15 protein-coding genes, 2 tRNA genes and 2 pseudogenes are annotated in these 19,237 nt (G+C 70.4%); 9 read left to right on the top strand and 10 right to left on the bottom strand.

Annotated features, from left to right (window positions below; all coding sequences use genetic code 11):
• Positions 1–3 precede the first annotated feature (3 nt).
• The 3 genes from ACGFT1_RS10965 (at position 4) to ACGFT1_RS10955 (ending at position 4,055) form a co-directional block, all read left to right on the top strand.
• Entirely contained in the window at positions 4–2,553 is a 2,550-nt protein-coding gene (locus tag ACGFT1_RS10965) for an MFS transporter (RefSeq protein ID WP_373908682.1), read from the top strand.
• A 103-nt stretch (positions 2,554–2,656) separates the two neighbouring features.
• Complete coding sequence (locus ACGFT1_RS10960; RefSeq protein WP_373908681.1) at positions 2,657–3,478, top strand: YceI family protein; 822 nt, start codon at positions 2,657–2,659, stop codon at positions 3,476–3,478.
• 106 nt (positions 3,479–3,584) lie between these two features.
• Positions 3,585–4,055, top strand: coding sequence for a PPOX class F420-dependent oxidoreductase (locus ACGFT1_RS10955; RefSeq protein ID WP_373908680.1), 471 nt, complete (start codon positions 3,585–3,587; stop codon positions 4,053–4,055).
• On the opposite strand, the gene ACGFT1_RS10950 is transcribed toward ACGFT1_RS10955, so the two are convergent.
• From ACGFT1_RS10950 to ACGFT1_RS10915, 8 genes and pseudogenes are all read right to left on the bottom strand, one after another.
• Positions 4,056–4,814 carry a TetR/AcrR family transcriptional regulator gene (locus ACGFT1_RS10950; RefSeq protein ID WP_373908679.1) on the bottom strand — a complete coding sequence of 253 codons (759 nt, stop codon included), beginning with the start codon at positions 4,812–4,814 and terminating at the stop codon, positions 4,056–4,058.
• Positions 4,815–5,019: 205 nt separating this feature from the next.
• The gene (locus tag ACGFT1_RS10945) at positions 5,020–7,218 is read right to left on the bottom strand and encodes an ArnT family glycosyltransferase (RefSeq protein WP_373908678.1); all 2,199 of its coding nucleotides are present in this window, start codon (positions 7,216–7,218) and stop codon (positions 5,020–5,022) included.
• Entirely contained in the window at positions 7,215–8,738 is a 1,524-nt protein-coding gene (locus ACGFT1_RS10940) for a glycosyltransferase (protein WP_373908677.1), read from the bottom strand. Before ACGFT1_RS10940 ends, ACGFT1_RS10945 begins: the two co-directional genes overlap by 4 nt.
• 13 nt (positions 8,739–8,751) lie before the next feature.
• Positions 8,752–10,383, bottom strand: coding sequence for an ATP-binding protein (locus ACGFT1_RS10935; protein WP_373908676.1), 1,632 nt, complete (start codon positions 10,381–10,383; stop codon positions 8,752–8,754).
• Positions 10,380–11,120 (bottom strand): response regulator transcription factor, encoded by a 741-nt coding sequence (locus ACGFT1_RS10930; protein ID WP_356819245.1) that lies wholly within the window; start codon positions 11,118–11,120, stop codon positions 10,380–10,382. The genes ACGFT1_RS10935 and ACGFT1_RS10930 overlap by 4 nt, the downstream gene beginning before the upstream one ends.
• Before the next feature lie 101 nt (positions 11,121–11,221).
• A complete protein-coding gene (locus ACGFT1_RS10925) occupies positions 11,222–11,614 on the bottom strand; it encodes an antibiotic biosynthesis monooxygenase (RefSeq protein WP_373908675.1) in 393 nt (130 codons plus the stop codon).
• A 146-nt stretch (positions 11,615–11,760) separates the two neighbouring features.
• Complete coding sequence (locus ACGFT1_RS10920) at positions 11,761–12,633, bottom strand: DUF2797 domain-containing protein (RefSeq protein ID WP_373908674.1); 873 nt, start codon at positions 12,631–12,633, stop codon at positions 11,761–11,763.
• A gap of 54 nt (positions 12,634–12,687) precedes the next feature.
• Positions 12,688–13,060 (bottom strand): annotated as a pseudogene (locus tag ACGFT1_RS10915) (HGxxPAAW family protein).
• A 283-nt stretch (positions 13,061–13,343) separates the two neighbouring features.
• On the opposite strand from ACGFT1_RS10915, the gene ACGFT1_RS10910 reads away from it, so the two are divergent.
• The 5 genes and pseudogenes from ACGFT1_RS10910 to ACGFT1_RS10890 form a co-directional block, all read left to right on the top strand.
• Positions 13,344–13,970, top strand: coding sequence for a hypothetical protein (locus tag ACGFT1_RS10910; RefSeq protein WP_373908673.1), 627 nt, complete (start codon positions 13,344–13,346; stop codon positions 13,968–13,970).
• A 768-nt stretch (positions 13,971–14,738) separates the two neighbouring features.
• Complete coding sequence (locus ACGFT1_RS10905; RefSeq protein WP_373908672.1) at positions 14,739–15,341, top strand: hypothetical protein; 603 nt, start codon at positions 14,739–14,741, stop codon at positions 15,339–15,341.
• A gap of 307 nt (positions 15,342–15,648) precedes the next feature.
• Entirely contained in the window at positions 15,649–16,656 is a 1,008-nt protein-coding gene (locus ACGFT1_RS10900; protein WP_373908671.1) for a hypothetical protein, read from the top strand.
• Positions 16,657–16,977: 321 nt separating this feature from the next.
• Positions 16,978–17,460: a hypothetical protein gene (locus ACGFT1_RS10895; protein ID WP_373908670.1), complete on the top strand. Its 483-nt coding sequence runs from the start codon at positions 16,978–16,980 to the stop codon at positions 17,458–17,460.
• A gap of 40 nt (positions 17,461–17,500) precedes the next feature.
• Positions 17,501–18,007: pseudogene (locus ACGFT1_RS10890) on the top strand (tyrosine-type recombinase/integrase); the annotation flags it as partial.
• Positions 18,008–18,088: 81 nt separating this feature from the next.
• Here the strand turns inward: ACGFT1_RS10890 and ACGFT1_RS10885 are convergent.
• A tRNA-Arg gene (locus ACGFT1_RS10885) sits at positions 18,089–18,161 on the bottom strand.
• Between the two features lie 204 nt (positions 18,162–18,365).
• Positions 18,366–18,456: transfer RNA gene (locus ACGFT1_RS10880), tRNA-Ser, on the bottom strand.
• 201 nt (positions 18,457–18,657) lie between these two features.
• Between ACGFT1_RS10880 and ACGFT1_RS10875 the strand changes: the two genes are divergently transcribed.
• Entirely contained in the window at positions 18,658–19,125 is a 468-nt protein-coding gene (locus ACGFT1_RS10875; RefSeq protein WP_373908669.1) for an SSI family serine proteinase inhibitor, read from the top strand.
• Positions 19,126–19,237 lie beyond the last annotated feature (112 nt).

Raw genomic sequence — 19,237 nt, 5'->3', positions numbered from 1 at the left:
CACATGGCAACGACCACACCAGCCGGTGTGCGGGCTCACGCCAAGCACGGGGGAGGCTCCCACGGCGACGCCCCGATGACGCACCGGCAGATCATGGAGGCCCTCTCCGGGCTGCTGCTCGGCATGTTCGTGGCGATCCTGTCGTCGACGATCGTCTCCAACGCCCTGCCGCACATCATCGGGGACCTCGGTGGCGGCCAGTCCGCCTACACCTGGGTGGTCACCGCCGCCCTGCTGTCGATGACCGCGGCCACTCCCCTGTGGGGCAAGCTCGCCGACCTGTACAGCAAGAAGGCGCTCGTCCAGATAGCGCTGATCATCTACGTGGTCGCCTCGATGGCGGCCGGGCTGTCCCAGAACCCGGGCATGCTGATCACCTTCCGGGTGTTCCAGGGCATCGGCGTCGGCGGTCTGTCCGCCCTGGCGCAGATCGTCATGGCGGCGATGATCTCCCCGCGTGAGCGCGGCCGTTACTCCGGTTACCTCGGCGCCACCTTCGCCGTCGCCACCGTCGGCGGCCCGCTGCTCGGCGGTGTCATCACCGACACCTCGTGGCTGGGCTGGCGCTGGTGCTTCTACGTCGGTGTCCCCTTCGCGGTCATCGCGCTGATCGTGTTGCAGAAGACCCTGCACCTGCCCGTGGTCAAGCGGGACGTCAAGGTCGACTGGGGCGGCGCGACCCTCATCGCCGCCGCGGTCTCCCTGCTGCTGATCTGGGTCACCTTCGCCGGTGACAAGTACGACTGGGTCTCCTGGCAGACCTACGCGATGGTCGGCGGTTCGATCGTCCTCGGCGCGCTCTTCGTGCTCGTCGAGTCCAAGGCGAGCGAGCCGATCATCCCGCTGCGCCTGTTCAGGAACCGCACGATCACCCTGGCGTCGCTCGCCTCGCTGTTCGTCGGTATCGCGATGTTCTCCGGCACCGTGTTCTTCAGCCAGTACTTCCAGCTGGCCCGGGACAAGTCCCCGACCATGTCGGGCGTCATGACCATCCCGATGATCGGCGGTCTGTTCATCTCCTCGACCGTCTCCGGTCAGTTCATCACCCGTACCGGCCGCTGGAAGGCGTGGCTGGTCAGCGGTGGCGTCCTGGTGACGGCCGGCCTGCTGCTGCTCGGCGGCATCCGGTACGACACCGACTACTGGAAGATGGCCATCTACATGGCCCTGCTGGGTCTCGGCATCGGCATGATGATGCAGAACCTGGTGCTCGCCACGCAGAACCAGGTGGCCCCCTCCGACCTCGGTTCGGCGAGCTCCACGGTGACCTTCTTCCGCTCCCTCGGCGGTGCGGTCGGCGTCTCCGCGCTGGGCGCCGTGATGGCGAACAAGATCACCGACTACGTCAAGGACGGCGTCTCCGACCTCAGCCCCAAGTACCAGGCCGCTCTGGCCGGGGGCTCCGGCTCGACCGACACCATCCCGGACATGGACAAGCTGCCGGCCCCCATCCGGACCCTGATGGAGAGCGCCTACGGCCACGGCATAGCCGACGTCTTCCTGATCGCCGGCTGCCTCGCCGCCGTCGCCTTCCTGATCACGCTGTTCATCAAGGAGGTCCCGCTGAGGACCAAGGGCGCGCTCGCCCAGGGCGCCGAGTCCCAGGCCCCGGTGACCGACCCGGCCGCCGCTCCCGCCGTCGCCGAGGCCCAGGCCCCGGCCACCGAGCCGGTCCCGGCCGCGGTCTCCGCAGCTCCGGTGTCCGACGGCACGGCGTCCGACGGCACGGCCGCGGCGACCGCCACCCGGCAGCTGACGGCCGTCGCCTCGGCCGCCGAGTCCGGTACCTCCGGCGGCACCCCGGTCCACGGCTTCGTCCGCGGCGCCGAGAGCGCCCCGGTCGCGCAGGCCGCCGTCACCCTGATCTCGCTGACCGGCCGCCAGCTGGGCCGCTCGGTCGCGCAGGCCGACGGCTCCTACACGCTGGCCGCCCCGGGCGCCGGCTCGTACGTCCTGATCGCCTCCGCCGACGGCTACCAGCCGCAGGCCTCCACCGTCGTGGTGGGCGAGGACGCCCTGTCGTACGACATCCTGCTCAGCGGCACCAGCGGGCTGACCGGTGTGGTCCGGGCCGCCGGGAGCGCGCTGCCGGTCAAGGACGCGATGGTGATCGTCACCGACGTGCGCGGAGACCTGCTGGCCACCGCCGCCAGCGGCGAGCAGGGCGACTTCGCCCTCACCGACCTGGTGCCCGGCACCGTGACCGTCGCGGTCAACGCCGCCGGGTTCCGGCCGCGCGCCCTGCCGGTCGAGGTCGGCGCCACCGGCGTCACCCGGATCGAGGTCGACCTGGACGCCGGCGCCCAGCTCCAGGGTGTCGTCCGGGCCCCGCACGGTCCGCTGGCCGACGCCCGGGTCACCCTGGTCGACCAGGCGGGCAACGTGGTCGGCACCGCCACCACCGGCACCGACGGCGCGTACGCCTTCACCGACCTGGACAGCGGCGAGTACACCGTCATCGCGACGGGCTACCCGCCGGTGGCCACCGCGCTGACCGTGGCCGGCCCCGGGGTGGACGGCCACGACATCGAACTCGCCCACCCCGGCGAGTAGTCCGCACCCCGGCCCGTGGCGGCGCGCGCCCTGAGCGGAGGGCGCGCCGCCACGGGCCGGTCTCATACGACCGATTTTTGAGCTTTTCCAGGGAGATAACGGGATGGGACTGACCGCGAAGATCCGTACGCGGGACGGGTGGGCCGTGTCGCACGCGGTCGTCACGGTGACCGACATGACCGGCACGCAGGTGCTGCGGGCCGAGGCGGACGCCGAGGGGGCCGTACGGGACACCACCGAGCTGACGCCGGGGGCGTACACGGTGATCGTGACCGCCGTCGGGTACGCGCCGGCCGCGTCCAGCGCGATCGTCACGGCGAGCGGCCGGGCCGAGGTCGGCACGGTCACGCTGACCCGGCAGGGCGGCACCGAACTGCCGCCGCCCGGCCCCTGGACCATCGACCCGGTGCACTCCTCCGTCGCCGCGGTCGCCCAGCACCTGGGCATCTCCAGCGTGCACGGCCGGTTCACCGAGTTCGGCGGCACGATCGAGATCGCACCCGACGATGTCGCCAAGTCACGCGTGGAGGCGGTCATCCGGGCGGCCTCCGTCGACACCGGCAACGGCATGCGGGACACCCACCTGCGCTCCGGCGACTTCCTCGACGTCGAACGGCACCCGGAGATCACCTACCGGTCGACGGGCCTGACGCTGGCCGCCCAGGACCGCTGGACCGTGCACGGCGAGCTGTCCCTGCACGGTGTCGTACGCCCCGTCGACCTGGATCTGGCCTACCTGGGCACCGGCGCCGACCCGTGGGGCGGCACCCGGGCCGCGTTCCGGGCCACCGCGGAACTGCACCGCGAGGACTTCGCCATGAACTACAACCAGGTCCTCCAGGCCGGCATCGCCGCCATCGGCACCACCCTCAGGGTGGAACTGGACATCCAGGCCGTACAGGGAGACTCCCTGCCCGCCGCCTGACACCCCCGGGCCCCGAGACCCGTGTGACAACCCGAGGCCCCGATCAGCCGAACCTGCCCCCGGCAGGGACAGGCCGACCGGGGCCTCCTCGGCCTAGGCTGCCTGCATGGCACCGAACATCGCGTCCAACACCCGGGTATCGGCGGCCGAGCTGCTGGACTTCGTCCGCCCCCGCCACCGCGCCCTGCTCATCACCCGCCGCGCCGACGGCAACCCGCAGGCCTCCCCGCTGACCTGCGGCGTCGACGACTCCGGCCGGATCGTGATGTCGACCTACCCCGAGCGCGCCAAGACCCGCAACGCCCGGCGGGACAGCCGCGTCAGCCTCGTCGTCCTCAGCGACGACTGGAACGGCCCCTGGGTCCAGATCGACGGCACCGCCGAGGTCGTCGACCTCCCCGACTCCGTGGAGCCCCTGGTCGAGTACTACCGCAACATCGCCGGTGAGCACCCCGACTGGGACGAGTACCGGCAGGCCATGGTCAAGCAGGGCAAGTCCGTCATCCGGGTGACACCCGAACGGTGGGGCCCGGTGGCCACCGGCGGCTTCCCGGCACGGCTGGCCCCCGGCGAGTAGTCAACCGCGGGCGACCATCGCCTCGATTCCGGCGACGAGCAGGTCCAGGGCGAAGGTGAAGTCGCGCTCCATCATCTCGGCCACCGTGTCGCCGCCGCGGGCCGCCATGAGCTCCTCGGACTCCCGCATCACCTCGGCGGTCCCCGGGGCCTCGGCCACGACGGCCATGGCCTGCTCGAAGTACTCGTCGGGGCTCAGCCCCGTGTCCGCGCTGCGGGCGAGGAAGTGGCCCTCGATCGTGCCGTGGCCGTACACGAACCGGAAGACGGCCGCGATCGCCCCGGTCACCCCGTGCACGGGCAGCCCCGCCCGCCGGACGACCCGCTGGACCACGCGGGAGAAGGACACCGACCGGGGTCCGATGTTGAGGAAGCGCCCGGCCAGCGGGGACACCCAGGGATGGCTGACCAGCAGCGTCCGGTACGCGGTGGCCAGCTCCCGAAGCTGCTCCCGCCAGTCCTCGTCGGTGTTCTCCGGGTCGGGCAGGCGCAGCTCGGCGTAGGTCGCGTCCAGGGCGAGTTCCAGCAGGTCGTCCTTGGTGTCGACGTACCAGTACAGGGACATCGCGGTGACGTTCAGCTCGGCGGCCAGCCGCCGCATGGAGAATTTGGCGAGGCCCTCCGCGTCCAGCAGCCGCACCGACGCCTCGGTGATCCGCTCCCGGTCGAGCCCCGAGGGCTGCCCGCTGCGCCCGCCGCGGCGGGCCCTGTCCTCCAGCCACACGCTGTGCCGCGCCGACCGACCAGCTGCCTTCGTCATCGGCGCACCTTCCTCCACCTCGGCTGTCGCTCCCGATGCTAGGGCTGCGCCGGCCGCGGGGGCGCGAGACCGAGCCGGAGCGCGGCTCCGGCCCCGCGAGCGCGGCCGGGCCCTTCCCACCCGTCTACCCTCCCCGCACGTCTACCCCTGCCCCGGCTGCCCGGTCCCCAGCCCGGCCGGCCGCGACTCACCGGAGACTGCGACGTCAGCCGCCGGTCTTCCGTGTGAGGTCGTAGAAGGTGGCCGAGCCGGCCGTCACCTTCTCGAAGGTGCTCTGGACCCACGAGCTGATCCGCGAGGCGCTGCCGCTGTCGCCCCCCATACCGCCGCCCATGCCGCCGCCGGTGATGAAGTAGTGGATCCTGCCCTCCTCCACGTATTCCTTGAACTGGGCGAGCGTCGGGGACGGGTCGGTGCCGTTGAAGCCGCCGATCGCCATCACCGGGTCACCGGTGGCGAGCTGGTAGCCGGCCGCGTTCTGGGAGCCGATGGAGGCGGCGACCCAGGTGTACACGGAGGCGTTCTCCTCCAGCAGCTTCCTGGCCCCGGCCGACACGCTCGTGCCGTTGAGGAGACCACCGGCGCCGCCGGGTCCGCCCTCGCCACTGCGGCCGCCACCGGGGAAGCCGTTGCCGTTCTGCCGGCCGGGCTGACCCGGCTGTGCCTGGGAGCCGCCGTTGCCGTTCTGCTGGTTCCGGCCCGGCATGCCTCCGCCGAAGCCGCCGCCGCCCGGGAACCCGTTGCCCTGCTGGTTGCGCCCCTGCCGGCCCGGTCCGCCGGGTGCGCCGCCGCCGAAGCCGCCCGGCATGCCGTCACCGCCCGGACCGCCGCGCCGGCCGCCCATCATGCTCGCGCCCGCCGGGCCCGCCGTGACGATGGAACCGCTGTGCCCTTGCCCGAGCGTGCTCAGCGTGTACGCGGTCGGTCCGGCCAGCGCGGCCACGAGACCCACCGCCGCCGCCCCGAGTGCCGGTCGGCGCGGGAGGCGGCCCGCGAAGACCAGGCCGAGCGCCGCGGTGAGCCCGCCGACCAGGACCAGCCACTTCAGCCAGGGCAGATAGCCGGAGGTCCGGTTCAGCAGGACGTACCCCCAGGCCGCCGCCGCGACCACGGACGCGGCGAGCGCGATCGACGCCCACAGCTCCCGCCGCTTCTCCCACAGCAGCCCGGCACCCATGCCGGCGACCGCGGCGAGGTAGGGGGCGAGGGCCACCGTGTAGTACTGGTGGAAGATGCCCGCCATGTAGCTGAACACCACCGCGGTCATCAGCAGCGAACCGCCCCAGACCAGGAACGAGGCGCGGGTGACGGACGTCCGCCCGAGCCTGCGGGTGGCCACCAGACCGGCGACGAGCAGGATCAGCGCGGCGGGCAGCAGCCAGGAGATCTGGCCGCCGACCTCGGAGCTGAACATCCGGTCCCAGCCGGTCTCGCCCCACATGCCGTTGCCACCGCCGCCGCCACCTCCCACGCTGCCGGTCTCCTCGCCGTTGAGGCGGCCGAGACCGTTGTAGCCGAAGGTCAGCTCCAGGAAGCTGTTGTGCTGCGAACCGCCGATGTACGGCCTGGAGGAGGCCGGCCACAGCTCGACGACGGCCACCCACCAGCCGCCGGACACGACCAGCGCGAGCGTCGCCGCGGCCAGCTGCCCGAACCGCCGCCGCAGCCGCACCGGCGCGCACACCGCGTACACGGCCGCCAGCGCCGGAAGGATCAGGAACGCCTGGAGCGTCTTGGCGAGGAACGCGAAACCGATCGCGACACCGGCCCACACCAGCCACTTCGTACGGCCGTCCTCCACCGCGCGGACGACGAGGCAGCAGGCCACCGACATCAGCAGGGCCAGCAGGGCGTCCGGGTTGTTGAACCGGAACATGAGCGCCGCGACGGGGGTCAGCGCGAGCACCGCGCCCGCGATCAGACCGGCCGCGGGGCTGAACCGGCGGCGTACGGACGCGTGGACGACGGCGACGGCCGCCACGCCCATCAGCGCCTCGGGAGCCAGGATCGCCCAGGAGTGCAGGCCGAAGACGCGGACCGACAGCTCCATCGGCCACAGCGCGGCCGGCGGCTTGTCGACGGTGATGGCGTTGCCCGCGTCGAGCGAACCGAAGAAGAACGCCTTCCACGAGGTGCTGCCCGCCTGGACGGCCGCCGAGTAGAAGGAGTTGGCGTACCCGGAGGCGCTGAGGTCGTACAGGTAGAGCACGAGGGTGGTGGCCAGCAGGCCGAGGAGGGCCGGGCGGGCCCAGCGCGGGTCCTCCGGCCGGCCGCGCCACAGTCCGCGGACGAACGGCTGCCGCGGCGTACCGGCCCCGGGGGCCCGTGAAGGTGCGGCCGGAGACGGTTCCCCGCCACCCGGGGCGCCCCGCGGTGCGGTCGGCGGGTCGTAGTGCGTGGTCATCGGGCATCCCCCGGGTCGTTGTGGTGAGGGCGTACCGGCTCGCAGCCCTCTCGGCTGTGCACCTGTCGCTCGTACGGTTCTTGCTCGTACGGTTCTTGCTCGTACGGTTCTTGCTCGTACGGTTCTTGCTCGTACGGTTCTTGCTCGTACGGTTCTTGCTCGTACGGTCGTTGCCGGTATGGCTGCGGGGCCGGCACCCGGCGCTGCGGCGGGGGTGCGGACGGCGCCGGCGTGCCGTGGGCCGGTGGGGTCACGGTGTGGCCCGGACCGCCGCCGTACCCGTCGCGGTCCGGGAAGACCCAGGCGCGGAAGAGCAGGAACCGCAGCACGGTCGCCGCGAGGTTGGCGGCGATGAGCACCGCCAGTTCGGTGGAGTGGGCCGGGCTTCCGGCGGCCGCGCTCAGGGCGGCCAGGGAGCCGCTGGTCAGGGCGAGACCGATACCGAGGACGACCAGGCCCTGCGCCTGGTGGCGTACGGCGCCGCCCCGGCCGCGCACCCCGAAGGTGAGCCGGCGGTTGGCGGCGGTGTTGGCCACGGCGGAGACCAGCAGGGCGAGCGCGTTGGCTGTCTGCGAGCCGGAGAACTGCCGGAAGACGCTGTAGAGCGCCAGGTAGAACAGGGTCGACAGGCCGCCGACCACGCAGAACCCGACGAGCTGACGGGCCAGCCCCTTGGGCACGTCGGGCAGGTCGCGGTCGCGCGGGTCGTCGCCGAAGGGCCGGGCCAGCCGGTCCAGCGGCAGCGAACCGGTGGCCAGGGCCCTGCCGACCCGCCACACGCCCCTGAGGTCGTCGATGGCCGTCCTGACGATGTGCACCGTGGAGTCCGGGTCGTCGACCCAGTCGACCGGCACCTCGTGGATCCGGAGGCCGGCCCGCTCGGCGAGCACGAGCATCTCGGTGTCGAAGAACCAGCCGGTGTCCTCCACCAGCGGCAGCAGCACCTGGGCAACCTCACGCCGGATCGCCTTGAATCCGCACTGCGCGTCCGAGAAGCGGGCCTGGAGCGATCCGCGCAGGATCAGGTTGTAGGCCCGGCTGATGAACTCCCGCTTGGGGCCGCGTACGACCCGGGAGTCACGGGCGAGCCGGGAGCCGATCGCGAGGTCGGAGTGGCCCGAGATCAGCGGCGCCACCAGTGGCAGCAGGGCGTTGAGGTCGGTGGACAGGTCGACGTCCATGTAGGCGAGCACCGGCGCCGGGGACGCGGACCACACGGTCCGCAGCGCCCGCCCCCGTCCCTTCAGCTCCAGGCGGAACGTGCCCACCTCGGGGATGTCCGCCGCCAGCCGCGCCGCGACCAGCGGGGTGCGGTCCGTGGACGCGTTGTCCGCGATCGTGATGCGGAACGCGTAGGGGAAGGTGCGTGTGAGGTGCTCGTGCAGTCTGCGGACGCATGGCTGGAGGTCCTTCTCCTCGTTGTGGACGGGGATCACTACGTCCAGGACAGGCGTTCCGGCGTCTGTGGCCGGGAGGTGCTCCCGCGCCGGCAGGGTGCCGGGAGAAGAGTCGGTTCGCATGGACCGACTCTCGTCAAGTGCCCTGTCGCGCCCATGTGGTGGCACTGTGCTGCGCCTGTGAGGACGATCCCCGGCCGGTCCGCGGGGAGGGCCGCGGGACGGCGGGGTCGAGCGTGGGCAGGCGCACGGTGAACACCGTGCGGCCGGGCACGCTGTCCACGGTCACGGCACCGCCGTGCGCGGACGCGACGGCCTGCACGATGGCGAGCCCCAGACCCGTGGACCCGGTGGCGCGGGACCGCGCGGAGTCGCCCCTCGCGAACCGCTCGAAGACGTGCGGCAGCAGCTCCGGCGGGATGCCCGGCCCGTTGTCCTCCACGTCGACGCACATCCACGTCCCGCGCCGCCGCACGCGCGCGGTGACGGTCGTACCGGGCGGGGTGTGCTTGCGGGCGTTGCCCAGCAGGTTGACCAGCACCTGCTGCACCCGTGCCGCGTCCGCCGGGACCAGCGCCGGTTCGTCGGGCAGGTCGAGCCGCCAGTTGTGGTCCGTGCCGGCCGCGCGGGAGTCGCTGACGGTGTCGACGACCAGCGGGACCAGATCGGTCCGCTCCGACTGGAGCGGCCGGCCGGCGTCGAGCCGGGCGAGCAGCAGCAGATCCTCGACGAGGAGGGTCATGCGGCCCGCCTCGGACTCGATCCGGCCGAGGGCGTGCCGGGTGTCGGGCCCGACCTGCTCGCGGCCGCGCCGGGTGAGTTCGGCGTAGCCGCGGATGGAGGCCAGGGGGGTGCGCAGTTCATGGCTGGCGTCCGCCACGAACTGCCGTACCCGCGTCTCGCTCTGCTGCCGGGCGAGCAGCGCCCCGTGGACGTGGTCCAGCATCCGGTTGAGCGCGGCACCGACCCGGCCGACCTCGGTGTGCGGGTCGCACTCGGCTTCCGTGACCCGCTCACTGAGGTTCACCTCGCCGGTGTGCAGCGGGAGTTCGGCGACCCGGGTGGCGGTGGCGGCGACCTTGCGCAGGGGGCGGGTGGCGACGCCGACGAGGACGTAACCGGCGATGGCGGCGGCGACCAGGCCGGCCACGGTGACGCTGACCTCGATGAGGACGAGGGCGTCGATGGTGCCGTCGGCCGCCTTGGTGGGGATGCCGACGTAGTAGTCGCCGGCCGGGCCGTGGGCGTACCGCACGCGGTAGGAACCCAGGCCGGGAAGGTCCACGGAGTGCGCCTTCTCGTCGCGGGCGACGGTACCGAGGGCGGCGAGCTGGGCCCGGCTGAGGGGCTCGGCGGTCATCACGTAGGTGTCGCTGGACGCGTCGCCCACCTTGCCCTCGGTGGCCGTGCCCTTCTCGACCTCCGCCGCGACCGTGTGCTGCGGTTGCGGGGCCCGCGAGACGAAGAACGAGAGGTCGAGGGCCCGGCCGGTCCGCCCGTTCCGGCCGCTGTGCCGGCCGTCGGGGCCGAGGCCGTCCTTGGCGGCGCCGGGCGGCGGGAAGCCACTGGCCGCCCGGGCCCCGACCTCGTTCAGCTGGCCGTCCAGCTGGCCGTACAGATGACTGCGCAGGGCCAGCGTGGTCACCGTACCGATCACGGCGCACACCGCCGCGATCAGCACCACCGACGCGACGACGAGCCGCGTCCGCAGGGTGCGCGGCTGTCCCGCCCGCCGCTTCCGCGGACGCGGCCGCCGTCGTGAACTCATGACACGGCGGGCTTGATCAGGTAACCGGCCCCACGCCGGGTGTGGATCATCGGCTCCCGGCCGGCGTCGATCTTCCTGCGCAGGTACGAGATGTACAGCTCGACGACGTTGGCCTGCCCGCCGAAGTCGTACGACCACACGCGGTCCAGGATCTGCGCCTTGCTGAGCACCCGCCGGGGATTGCGCATGAGGAACCGCAGCAGCTCGAACTCGGTCGCGGTGAGGTGGATGTCGTCCCCGGCCCGCGACACCTCGTGGCTGTCCTCGTCCAGGGTCAGATCGCCCACGACGAGCACGGAGTCGGACCGCCGGTCGGCGGCGCCGGCGCGGCGGATCAGCCCGCGCAGCCGCGCGACGACCTCCTCCAGGCTGAACGGCTTGGTGACGTAGTCGTCGCCGCCGGCGGTCAGTCCGGCGATGCGGTCCTCCACCGCGTCCTTCGCGGTGAGGAACAGGACGGGCACGTCCGGCAGTTCACGGCGCAGCCGGCCGAGCACGGCCAGACCGTCCATGTCCGGCAGCATCATGTCGAGCACGACGGCGTCGGGCCGGAACTCGCGGGCCGTCTGCACGGCCCCCTGCCCGTCCCCCGCACTCCTGATCTGCCAGCCCTCGTAACGCAGGGCCATGCTCAGCAGTTCGGTGATCGACAGCTCGTCGTCCACCACAAGCACGCGGACGGGGCTCCCGTCCGGCCTCAGCAGTTCGGTGCGCCCCTGGGGCGAGGTCGTGGTCATGCCGGACACCCTGTCGGCGTCCTCTGAGAAGACGCTTTCCGGAGTCTGTGTTTTCTCTGAGAAGCGCACAGGAACCTCTCAGGCAACGCCTGGGAAGCGCGTCAGGAACGCTGGAAGGCGTGAGCGTGCTCGACCCGCGCTATGTGGATCACGTACCGGTCGAACCAGTGCTCCCGCCCCAGCCGCTTGGCCTCCAGGTGTTCGGGGTGCCGGCGCCACTGCTCGATCCCGGCGAGGTCCCGGAAGTAGACGACGGAGATCGTGAGCCCACCGGGGGTCTGGGCGAGGTCCTCACCGAGGAAACCGGGGATGTCCTTGACGAGCCCGGAGAGACGGGCGCCGGTGCGGTCGTATCCATCGGGGTCGTGGTCGGTACGGACGCTGGTGAACACGACGGCGTAGTAAGGTGGTTCGTACGGGGGCACCGGCTCGGCGACGGAGGCCGGGGCGGCACCGGCTTCGGCTTGGGTTGTCGTTGCTGACTGATCGCTCATGCGGCCACGATGACTGCCGAAAGGCCGTGCGGACCATGGTCCTGACCGAAGGGGATCCGTACGGGATCCGATTCTTGACCTTCCCCCTCACGGGGTCCGTGCGTCAACGGACCGGCCCCCCGCCCCGCCGCCTCCGGGGCCGTACGTCAGAACAACCCGTCCTGCTCCCGCCGGAACTGCCTCACCGGGACGGTGAACGTGCCGGCCGGCGGGGCCACCGGCGCCAGTTCCCAGCCGGTCATCAGCCGGGTGTCCAGCACGACGGCACCGAGGCCGGCGACCACCAGATGCAGATCGGGTCCGGCAGCCGCGACCAGCTCACCGTGCACGGCGCCGCCCGGCACGAGCCGCATGACCTCGCCGAGCGCCGCCGGCACCCCGTCCAGCCCGAACGCCCCTACCAGGTCCGTGACTTCGCAGTCCTCCCGCCGCAGCGACTCCGGCCACCCGGCGAGCGCGACGGCCCGGGCGTGCAGCTCCCGCACCTCGGCGGCACGCTCGGCCTCCGTCCCCGGCAGCGCCGAGCGCACGGCACGCTTCTCGGTGTACGCGATCCGGTCCGGCACCCGCAGCGCGGCCCGCAGCAGCTCCTCGGTACGCCGGGCGGCCATCAGTGGACCGGTGCCGAGCCAGCTGAAGCAGACGGCACCCTGTTCGAGCAGCCGGGCCGGACCGCGTTCGAGAGCGGTGATGCCGACCTTCACCAGGCCCGGCCCGAACCACGCCAGATACACGCGGTACGGCCGCGGGTCGTCCGCGACGGTGTCGGCGGCCACGGAGTGCGCCCGGTCCAGCCGCGCACACTCCTCGCACCGGGCTCCCGTGCTCCGCCCCGGCACGACGGCCCCCCGCGCGCAGGCATTCCCCCGAGCCCCCACACACGTCCGAACGCTCCCCTCCGGCACCGCGAAAACGACCCGCTTCCCCCAGGGCAAGGCACTGCGCCGCCCACCGCCCCACTCCAGCGCGGGCCGCTCGCCCACCCACCGGAGTCCCGCGCATCTCCAGACCTGTGCCATCACTCGCCAGGGTAGAGGGGGGCACTGACAGTGGCGGGACGACAGCGGTGAGACCTACTCGACAGCTGACAGAGGCACCGATCCGGCGCCGTCGCCCCCGTCCGGCACGGCCGCCCCGGCTGCGCGCGTGGTCGTCCGGCGCCCCCGGCCCGCCAGCCGGCAGCCGACGCAGCCGGCGTGGCCCTCCCGGGCCCGGGCGTCCCGGACCCGCATGCCCTGTTGGGACCGCGGCCGCACTCCCGGTGGTTTGCCCCAGCCGGACAGGTGCAGGCACCAGGTCACCAGGACACTCAGGGCCACGACGGCCAGCCCGGTGCCCGTCACGGGAAGCGAGGCCGCGCAGACCCCCCACCCCGCCACGCAACTGCCCAGGGATGCCGACGCCGGTCCAGCCGGCGATCGTGTGACCCTCGTCGTACAGACTCATGAAAACGCCTCCAGAGATCCCTGACGGCCCTGTTCTCCGACTACTCCCCGGAGAAACTGGCGGTCGTCACGGACGGGTTCACCCGCGTCACGGCCCTGGCCCACGAATACCTGGAGAAGCTGAACCGGAACGACCCGGACGAGGAGTGCTGAGCACCGGCCGGACGCCCGCCGAGCAACTTCTCCCTATGGCAGTCGTCCACACTCGGCAGAAGCGGAGCCTGTCGGCCGCCGTGCACACGGGCGGATCGCGCCAACAGGCCGTTGAGGCGATGATCTGTGGCGTGACAGAGACGACGGCCTCGGGCATCGACGACGATCAGGAGTGGACCGAGCGTCCGGCGTGGGCGTACGGCTTGATAGCGACGGACCCCGCCGAACGTGCCGTTGCCCTTGTTCGACTCGCCCGTGCTCAGACAGAGGTCGAGTCCGCTCGTCGCCGGATCATCAGGGCCTGGCTCCCGACCCCCCGGTTGCGGTTCAAGACGTGGGACCGGAGAACCGCCCAGAAGGCTTACGACGAGGCCGCGAGTCGGTGTCTGCCCGAAGCCTTGTCGAGCAGGTGGGTCACCGGGGAGATCAGCACCTGGGCGGGGTTGCCCTTCGCCTTGCTGTTCATGGAATGGAAGGCCCGGTACCCACAGGAGTGGACACGGCACGCGAAGGCGTGGGGCATGAAGCAGTGGCTGATCAGCAAGCCGGCCACTGCCGACCATGAGGACCAGGTGAGAACGAGACTCATCGAGCTGGTCGATCTCGCTGTCCAGCGGGTCTATCGCTGCAAGGACCGTGCATACGTACGGGTGGCCCGGGCGGTAGACGGGGACGAGCTGCGCGCCAGGCTCCTGGCCAACCCCGAGGTCCCCCGACACGTCTGGACGACGTGGCTCGCCGGCACTCAAGTCCGCTGATCCAGGGGACGGAGGCCAAGACGCAGCACAGCAGCCGCCTGGCACGCCACCGGCCGCGGCCGCCGGGGCGGAGACAGGGGACAGGGGACAGGGGACAGGGGACAGGGGACAGGATGCCAAGGCTTGTCAGCGGTGCGGTGCCGTCGGGGAGTGCCGTGAGGCTACGCCGGGAACGGATGGCGGCCGGCGAGGGAGAGGTACGGGTCGCGCTCGGCGAGTTGTCCGCCGCCATGGGCGGTGCCGGGTGATGCCGTTGCTGTACTTCGCCGCGGCAAAGAAATAGCAGCGCGCGTGTCTCGCTGCATCCCCATCAGCCTCAGCTACGGTGCAGTGCCGTCGACGGGAGCAAGCCGCGCCGGCCGGACCGTGGGGACGGTGCAGTCTTGCCGCCTCGCAAAGCCTCAGCTTGGGAAGCTTGGGTTACTTGCGGGCGGTTGTCGGGCTGACCTGCGGCGGAGCGGCCACGGGGCTTGACTGGCTGCCGGCCTGGTCCCCGTCAGTCCCCGTGGTACCCCGCACGATCTGGCACGTGTCTGGCACGGGTGCGGTCGTCCGGACTGCCCAAATGGCGACCACCGCTTTAGGAGTTCGATCCGAGCCTGCTACGGCTGTCGTCGGTGACTGGTGCGACGGACGTGCAGGGACGTTGGTGTACGCCCCCGTCCGGCGTCGTTGATGTCAGCCGTGGATGTCAGAAGCCTCGGTCATTGAGACGGAGCGCGCGCAACTTGGATGACTGCGGGCTTCGGCTGGCGCTAGCGTGCGGTAGTGATCAGCTGTGAGGGAGTAGGCCTGGGGGCGGAGGCCGCGCGCCGTCTGGCAGAGACAGGCCCCTATGAGTTTGAGCCGGGGCTGACGGACACCGAGTTCGAGCGCATCGAGCGCGAGTACGGCTTCGAGTTCGCGGACGATCACCGGGCGTTCCTTGCGGCCGGCCTCCCGGTCAACGTCCCTCCCGAGGAGGGGCAGACCTGGTCCAGGCCCTGGCCGGAGTGGCGCGGTGGTGATCTGGACAGCCTGCGTCGACAGCTCGACTGGCCGGTCGAGGGCGTTCTGCTCGCCGTTGAGCACAACGGGTTCTGGTACGAGGGCTGGGGGGAGCGTCCAGTCGACGGGACCGCGGCACTGGATACGGCGCGGCGTCATCTGGCGGAGGCGCCGGTGCTGGTGCCCTTGTATGCCCACCGCTACCTGCCCGCCGGCCGGGGAAGCTTCGGGCATCCGGTGCTCTCGATGTGGCAGACCGACATCATCTATTACGGGCTGGACCTGGTCGACTATGTGCATCAGGAGTTCGATGAGGCGCGGGGTGAGGTCGACGAGAGCTGGAACCCGCGAGCGACGGTCCCCTTCTGGCGGGACCTTCTCTGATGTTCCTCTACTCTGCTTCACTGATCAGCACCTGCGCCGGTACCCGAGGCACCGCCTCTGAGCAGGGGAAGAGCCGTCGTCGACTGTCGTCATCTGTCGTCGTTGAGCACTCCCGCACGGCCCAGAGACGGCCCGAGCGGGGGCGTCGCGGTGTGCCCCTCGATGCGAACTACGGGCGGGGAGGTCGCTGAGGTCTACTCGGCCGGGCAGCCGTGTTCCTGGTAGTGCTGCCGGTCGACTGCGGTCTATGCGGTTGCTGTACTCCGTTGCTGCCCAGACTCCAAGCTCGCATGCCATGATGCCGCCCATGGACTGGAAGCTGGTGCTGGAATACATCAGAACCCTGATATGGCCCACCACGATACTTACCCTTGGATTCATTTTCAGAAAACAGCTAAGTGGACTTTTCGGTAAAATTGACTCACTTGAAACGCCGATAGGGGCGATCACTTTTCAAAGGCAAGTGGAGGCAGTTGCACAAGAGGCGGCAGAGATTGAAGGCGAGATCGCCGCCGAAGTCAGCGAGCCATCCCGCCAGACTGATCCAGTGGTGGAAGGTGGCGGCGATTCAGGTGAGGGCATCCGAAGTCTCCCAAAGATGCGCCCCGATCGATACGAACGAGAAATGGCTAATCTTCTTCGGGCTGCTGAGTCGGATCCAACTGCGGCCGTGCTGGGAGCGTGGAGGGAACTTGAGAGTGCGCTCACGGACGTAATCCCACCCTCATCCATCCGCCACACCCCGGGAGCTATGATCCGGCGGGCCGAGCTGCAGGGCGTCCTACCTAACAACCTGGCGCGCGTAGCATTTGACTTGAAGGCTCTGCGCGATCGCGTCGTACGTGAAGGTGATGTGAGCCTTACCAGGGAAGGCGCATCCTCGTATATTGCTGCTACTCAGAGCGTCTTGGACGCCCTCTCGCTGGCAAGGACTCCGATCGCACGCGGTATTAGGTACGAGCAAGCGGTGCTACGCACGATCATTGAACTAGGATTCAATATTCAGCAGGCCACGTGGGACGGCAGTCACGACTTCTTCGTTAGCGTTGACGATAAGAAGGTCGGCGTAGTCGTACGGCATCGCACGCGGGGCCCCTTCATGGGGTTGGACGTGAGGAAAACTGCCGAGCAAATCCCCGCCTCCATTGCCCCTACATTGATAGTGACGAATGTAGCTCTGAGCCCATCAGCCATAAAGGCGGTTTCGGAAAATGCGAATCCTGCGGAAACGGCGCTGCGTGAAGTAGTGCAATGGCGAGATGGGCGAGATGATAGTTCCCTAGTTGATGCCTTGCAGCGCATAGCCGCAACCTGAAAGATAACCGGAAGGTCGGTGGAGTCTCAATGGCCGATTCAAGCTGACAGGCTGCCACCCTTGATCGATGAGGGCCCCGCCTAGGTAGGCTCGGGCCTCATCCTTATCAGGTCGATCATGGGGCCTCGGTGACGGTGATCAACAGGGCGTGCTCCTGGGCTGACCATCCGCTGGGGTCCGACGCCAACCGCTGCTGTTCGGGGCTGTTGGTGTCAGGCGTTGGTGTCAGCCACCGCGGACGGGCTTGACAGATTCGCCGGGGTGCGGCGGTGGACGGCTACCGCATCTCCGGCTATCGGTGCTGCATGGCACTGTGCCGCCATGACGACAACGACAGAGCTCACCCTCTTCGCCGACTACTTCCAAATACACGTAGCCGATGCGGATTCAGACGGTGATCTAAGCGACGCGTGGACTGACCAGGCCGTTGCGGATCACCTCGCGGTTGCATCAGACGCGCTGGGCATCGGCACGTCGGTCAATGTCAACGTATCCGTTACTGTCGTCGTCCTGTCTCAGGAGCCGAGTGATGACAGCTCGGAATTCGATCACGTCTTTGAGGCCAGCCTCGATGTGTCGTTGGGCCGCCTGATGGTTCTGGGCTGCACTGACTACGCCCCCGATGCGGCAACGTTCGATGTCCCGAGAGGCTGGAACCGCGTCCGCGTGTCCCGGAGCAACTTGGCCCGGGCAGCTCAGGCCGACGTCGACTCTGACGAGAACCCCGAGACCACTGAGAAGATCCGAATCCAGGTGTGGGCGGCCCTGGAGCGTCCAGCAAAGATCATCAAACGGTGGTCTTAGAGTGGACGGGAACGGCGCCCCCTCCATCCCGGTGCCGGGGAAGTCGATCGACTTCGAGGCGGGTGAGCTGTACGTGGACCACCAGATCCAGCGAGCGGGCCGTCAGATCCTCCATCGCGAGACCAAGACCGAGGAGTCCGACGACTTCCTTCCCCTCCCCGCCTTCTGCCTCAGGGCGCTCCGCATGCGCCGCGCCCAGCAGACCGGGGACCGGAAGGCGGCCGGGGGTCTCTGGCAGGACGCCCGGGGCCTGATCTTCACCACGAAGTACGGCACGCCCATCGAACCGGGGAACCTCACCCGCATGTTCGCCCTGCGCGCTCGCCGCGCCGGCCTCCGCGTGATCCCGCTGCGGAACACCCGGCACGCGTGCAGCTCGCTCCTGGTCGCCCTGAAGGTTCATCCGAAGGTGGCGCAGCGCATCCTCCGCCACTCACAGATCGCCATGACGATGGAGGTCTACGCCGAAGCGAGCGAAGAGGAGGTGCGGGCCGCGCTCGGCAAGCTGTCCGAAGCGATGGGCGGCGAGGGCGCGGGAGCCAGCTGACATCAGCCGTTGCTGTACTTCGCTGCTGTACGCCCCTGAAACGCAAGAGGCCCCGGATCTCTCCGGGGCCTCTCACCTGTGTGCACTCGGCAGGATTCGAACCTGCAACCTTCTGATCCGTAGTCAGATGCTCTATCCGTTAAGCTACGAGTGCTTGTTCTCTTGTTTTGCCTTCGCTCCCGGCCCTTTCGGCCCGCTCGCGGCGACAGGAAGAACATTACATGACTGCCGCCGTCATGTGAAATCCGGTCGGCATACCCCTTGTGACCTGCGGAAACGTTGTTCCTGGGTGGAGGGGGCGATCTAGGCCCGGGAACGCCGAAGCCCCGGTCCTGGGGACCGGGGCTTCGGATCGGTGCGGAGGCGGAGGGATTTGAACCCTCGATGGGCTTTAAGACCCAAACCGCATTAGCAGTGCGGCGCCATAGACCGGACTAGGCGACGCCTCCAGCACAACCGCTCACGCGAGCGCGCAATCGGTGCGTGCAGATGATGACACAGGCGAGCGCCCTGTCACCAATCGCCCCCCACGGTACTAGGCAGCCGGGCCGCAGGGCAAAGGGCTTCCCGGCGAGGCGGAAAGGGGGAGACCCGAGGGGCGGAAGGGGGTGGGTGCGCAACGTCCTGGGCGCTTCGGCGTTGGACGGGGTATGACCTCTCTACTGCCGGGCGCCGGGCGGCGCCTGCTGCCGGCGTCTCTCGCCGGCGCCGCCTGCCTCCTCCCCCTCCTCACCGCCGTACCCGCCTCCGCGGCCGGTGCCGTGCCGCCGCCCGTCCGGCCGGAGGAACGGGGTGATCACCTGACCGTCGTGGTGCGGCACGCCGGGGCCGGGCGGGACGGGACGTATCAGGTGTCCTGTCACCCGGATGCCGGTCGTCACCCGGACGTGGCGGGAGCCTGCCGGGTGCTCGACACACGCACCCGGTGGGGACGTGATCCCTTCGCGCCGGTGGACCCGGGTGCCGTCTGCACCTGGGTCTACGGCGGCCCGGCCACCGCCCATGTCACCGGCGTCTGGGCCGGACGCCCGGTGGACGCCTCGTACGACCGCCGTGACGGGTGCCAGATCGAGCGGTGGGACGGGATGGTGCCCCTGCTGCCGCGCGCCGGCGCGTAGACGGCGGGCGGAGTGCGCGCGAGGGAGCTTGGCGGACGCAGTGGTTCCGTAAAGGTCCGGGGGAGGGATCGGGGAGCCGGGGCATGCGGTCACACGTTCGGCGTCACTTCCT

Origin of the sequence: Streptomyces sp. Y20 (genome assembly GCF_043195475.1) — a bacterium.
GTDB lineage: Bacteria > Actinomycetota > Actinomycetes > Streptomycetales > Streptomycetaceae > Streptomyces.
Note: the sequence above shows the minus strand (reverse complement) of the source record. Positions and strands in the feature narration are given on the sequence as shown.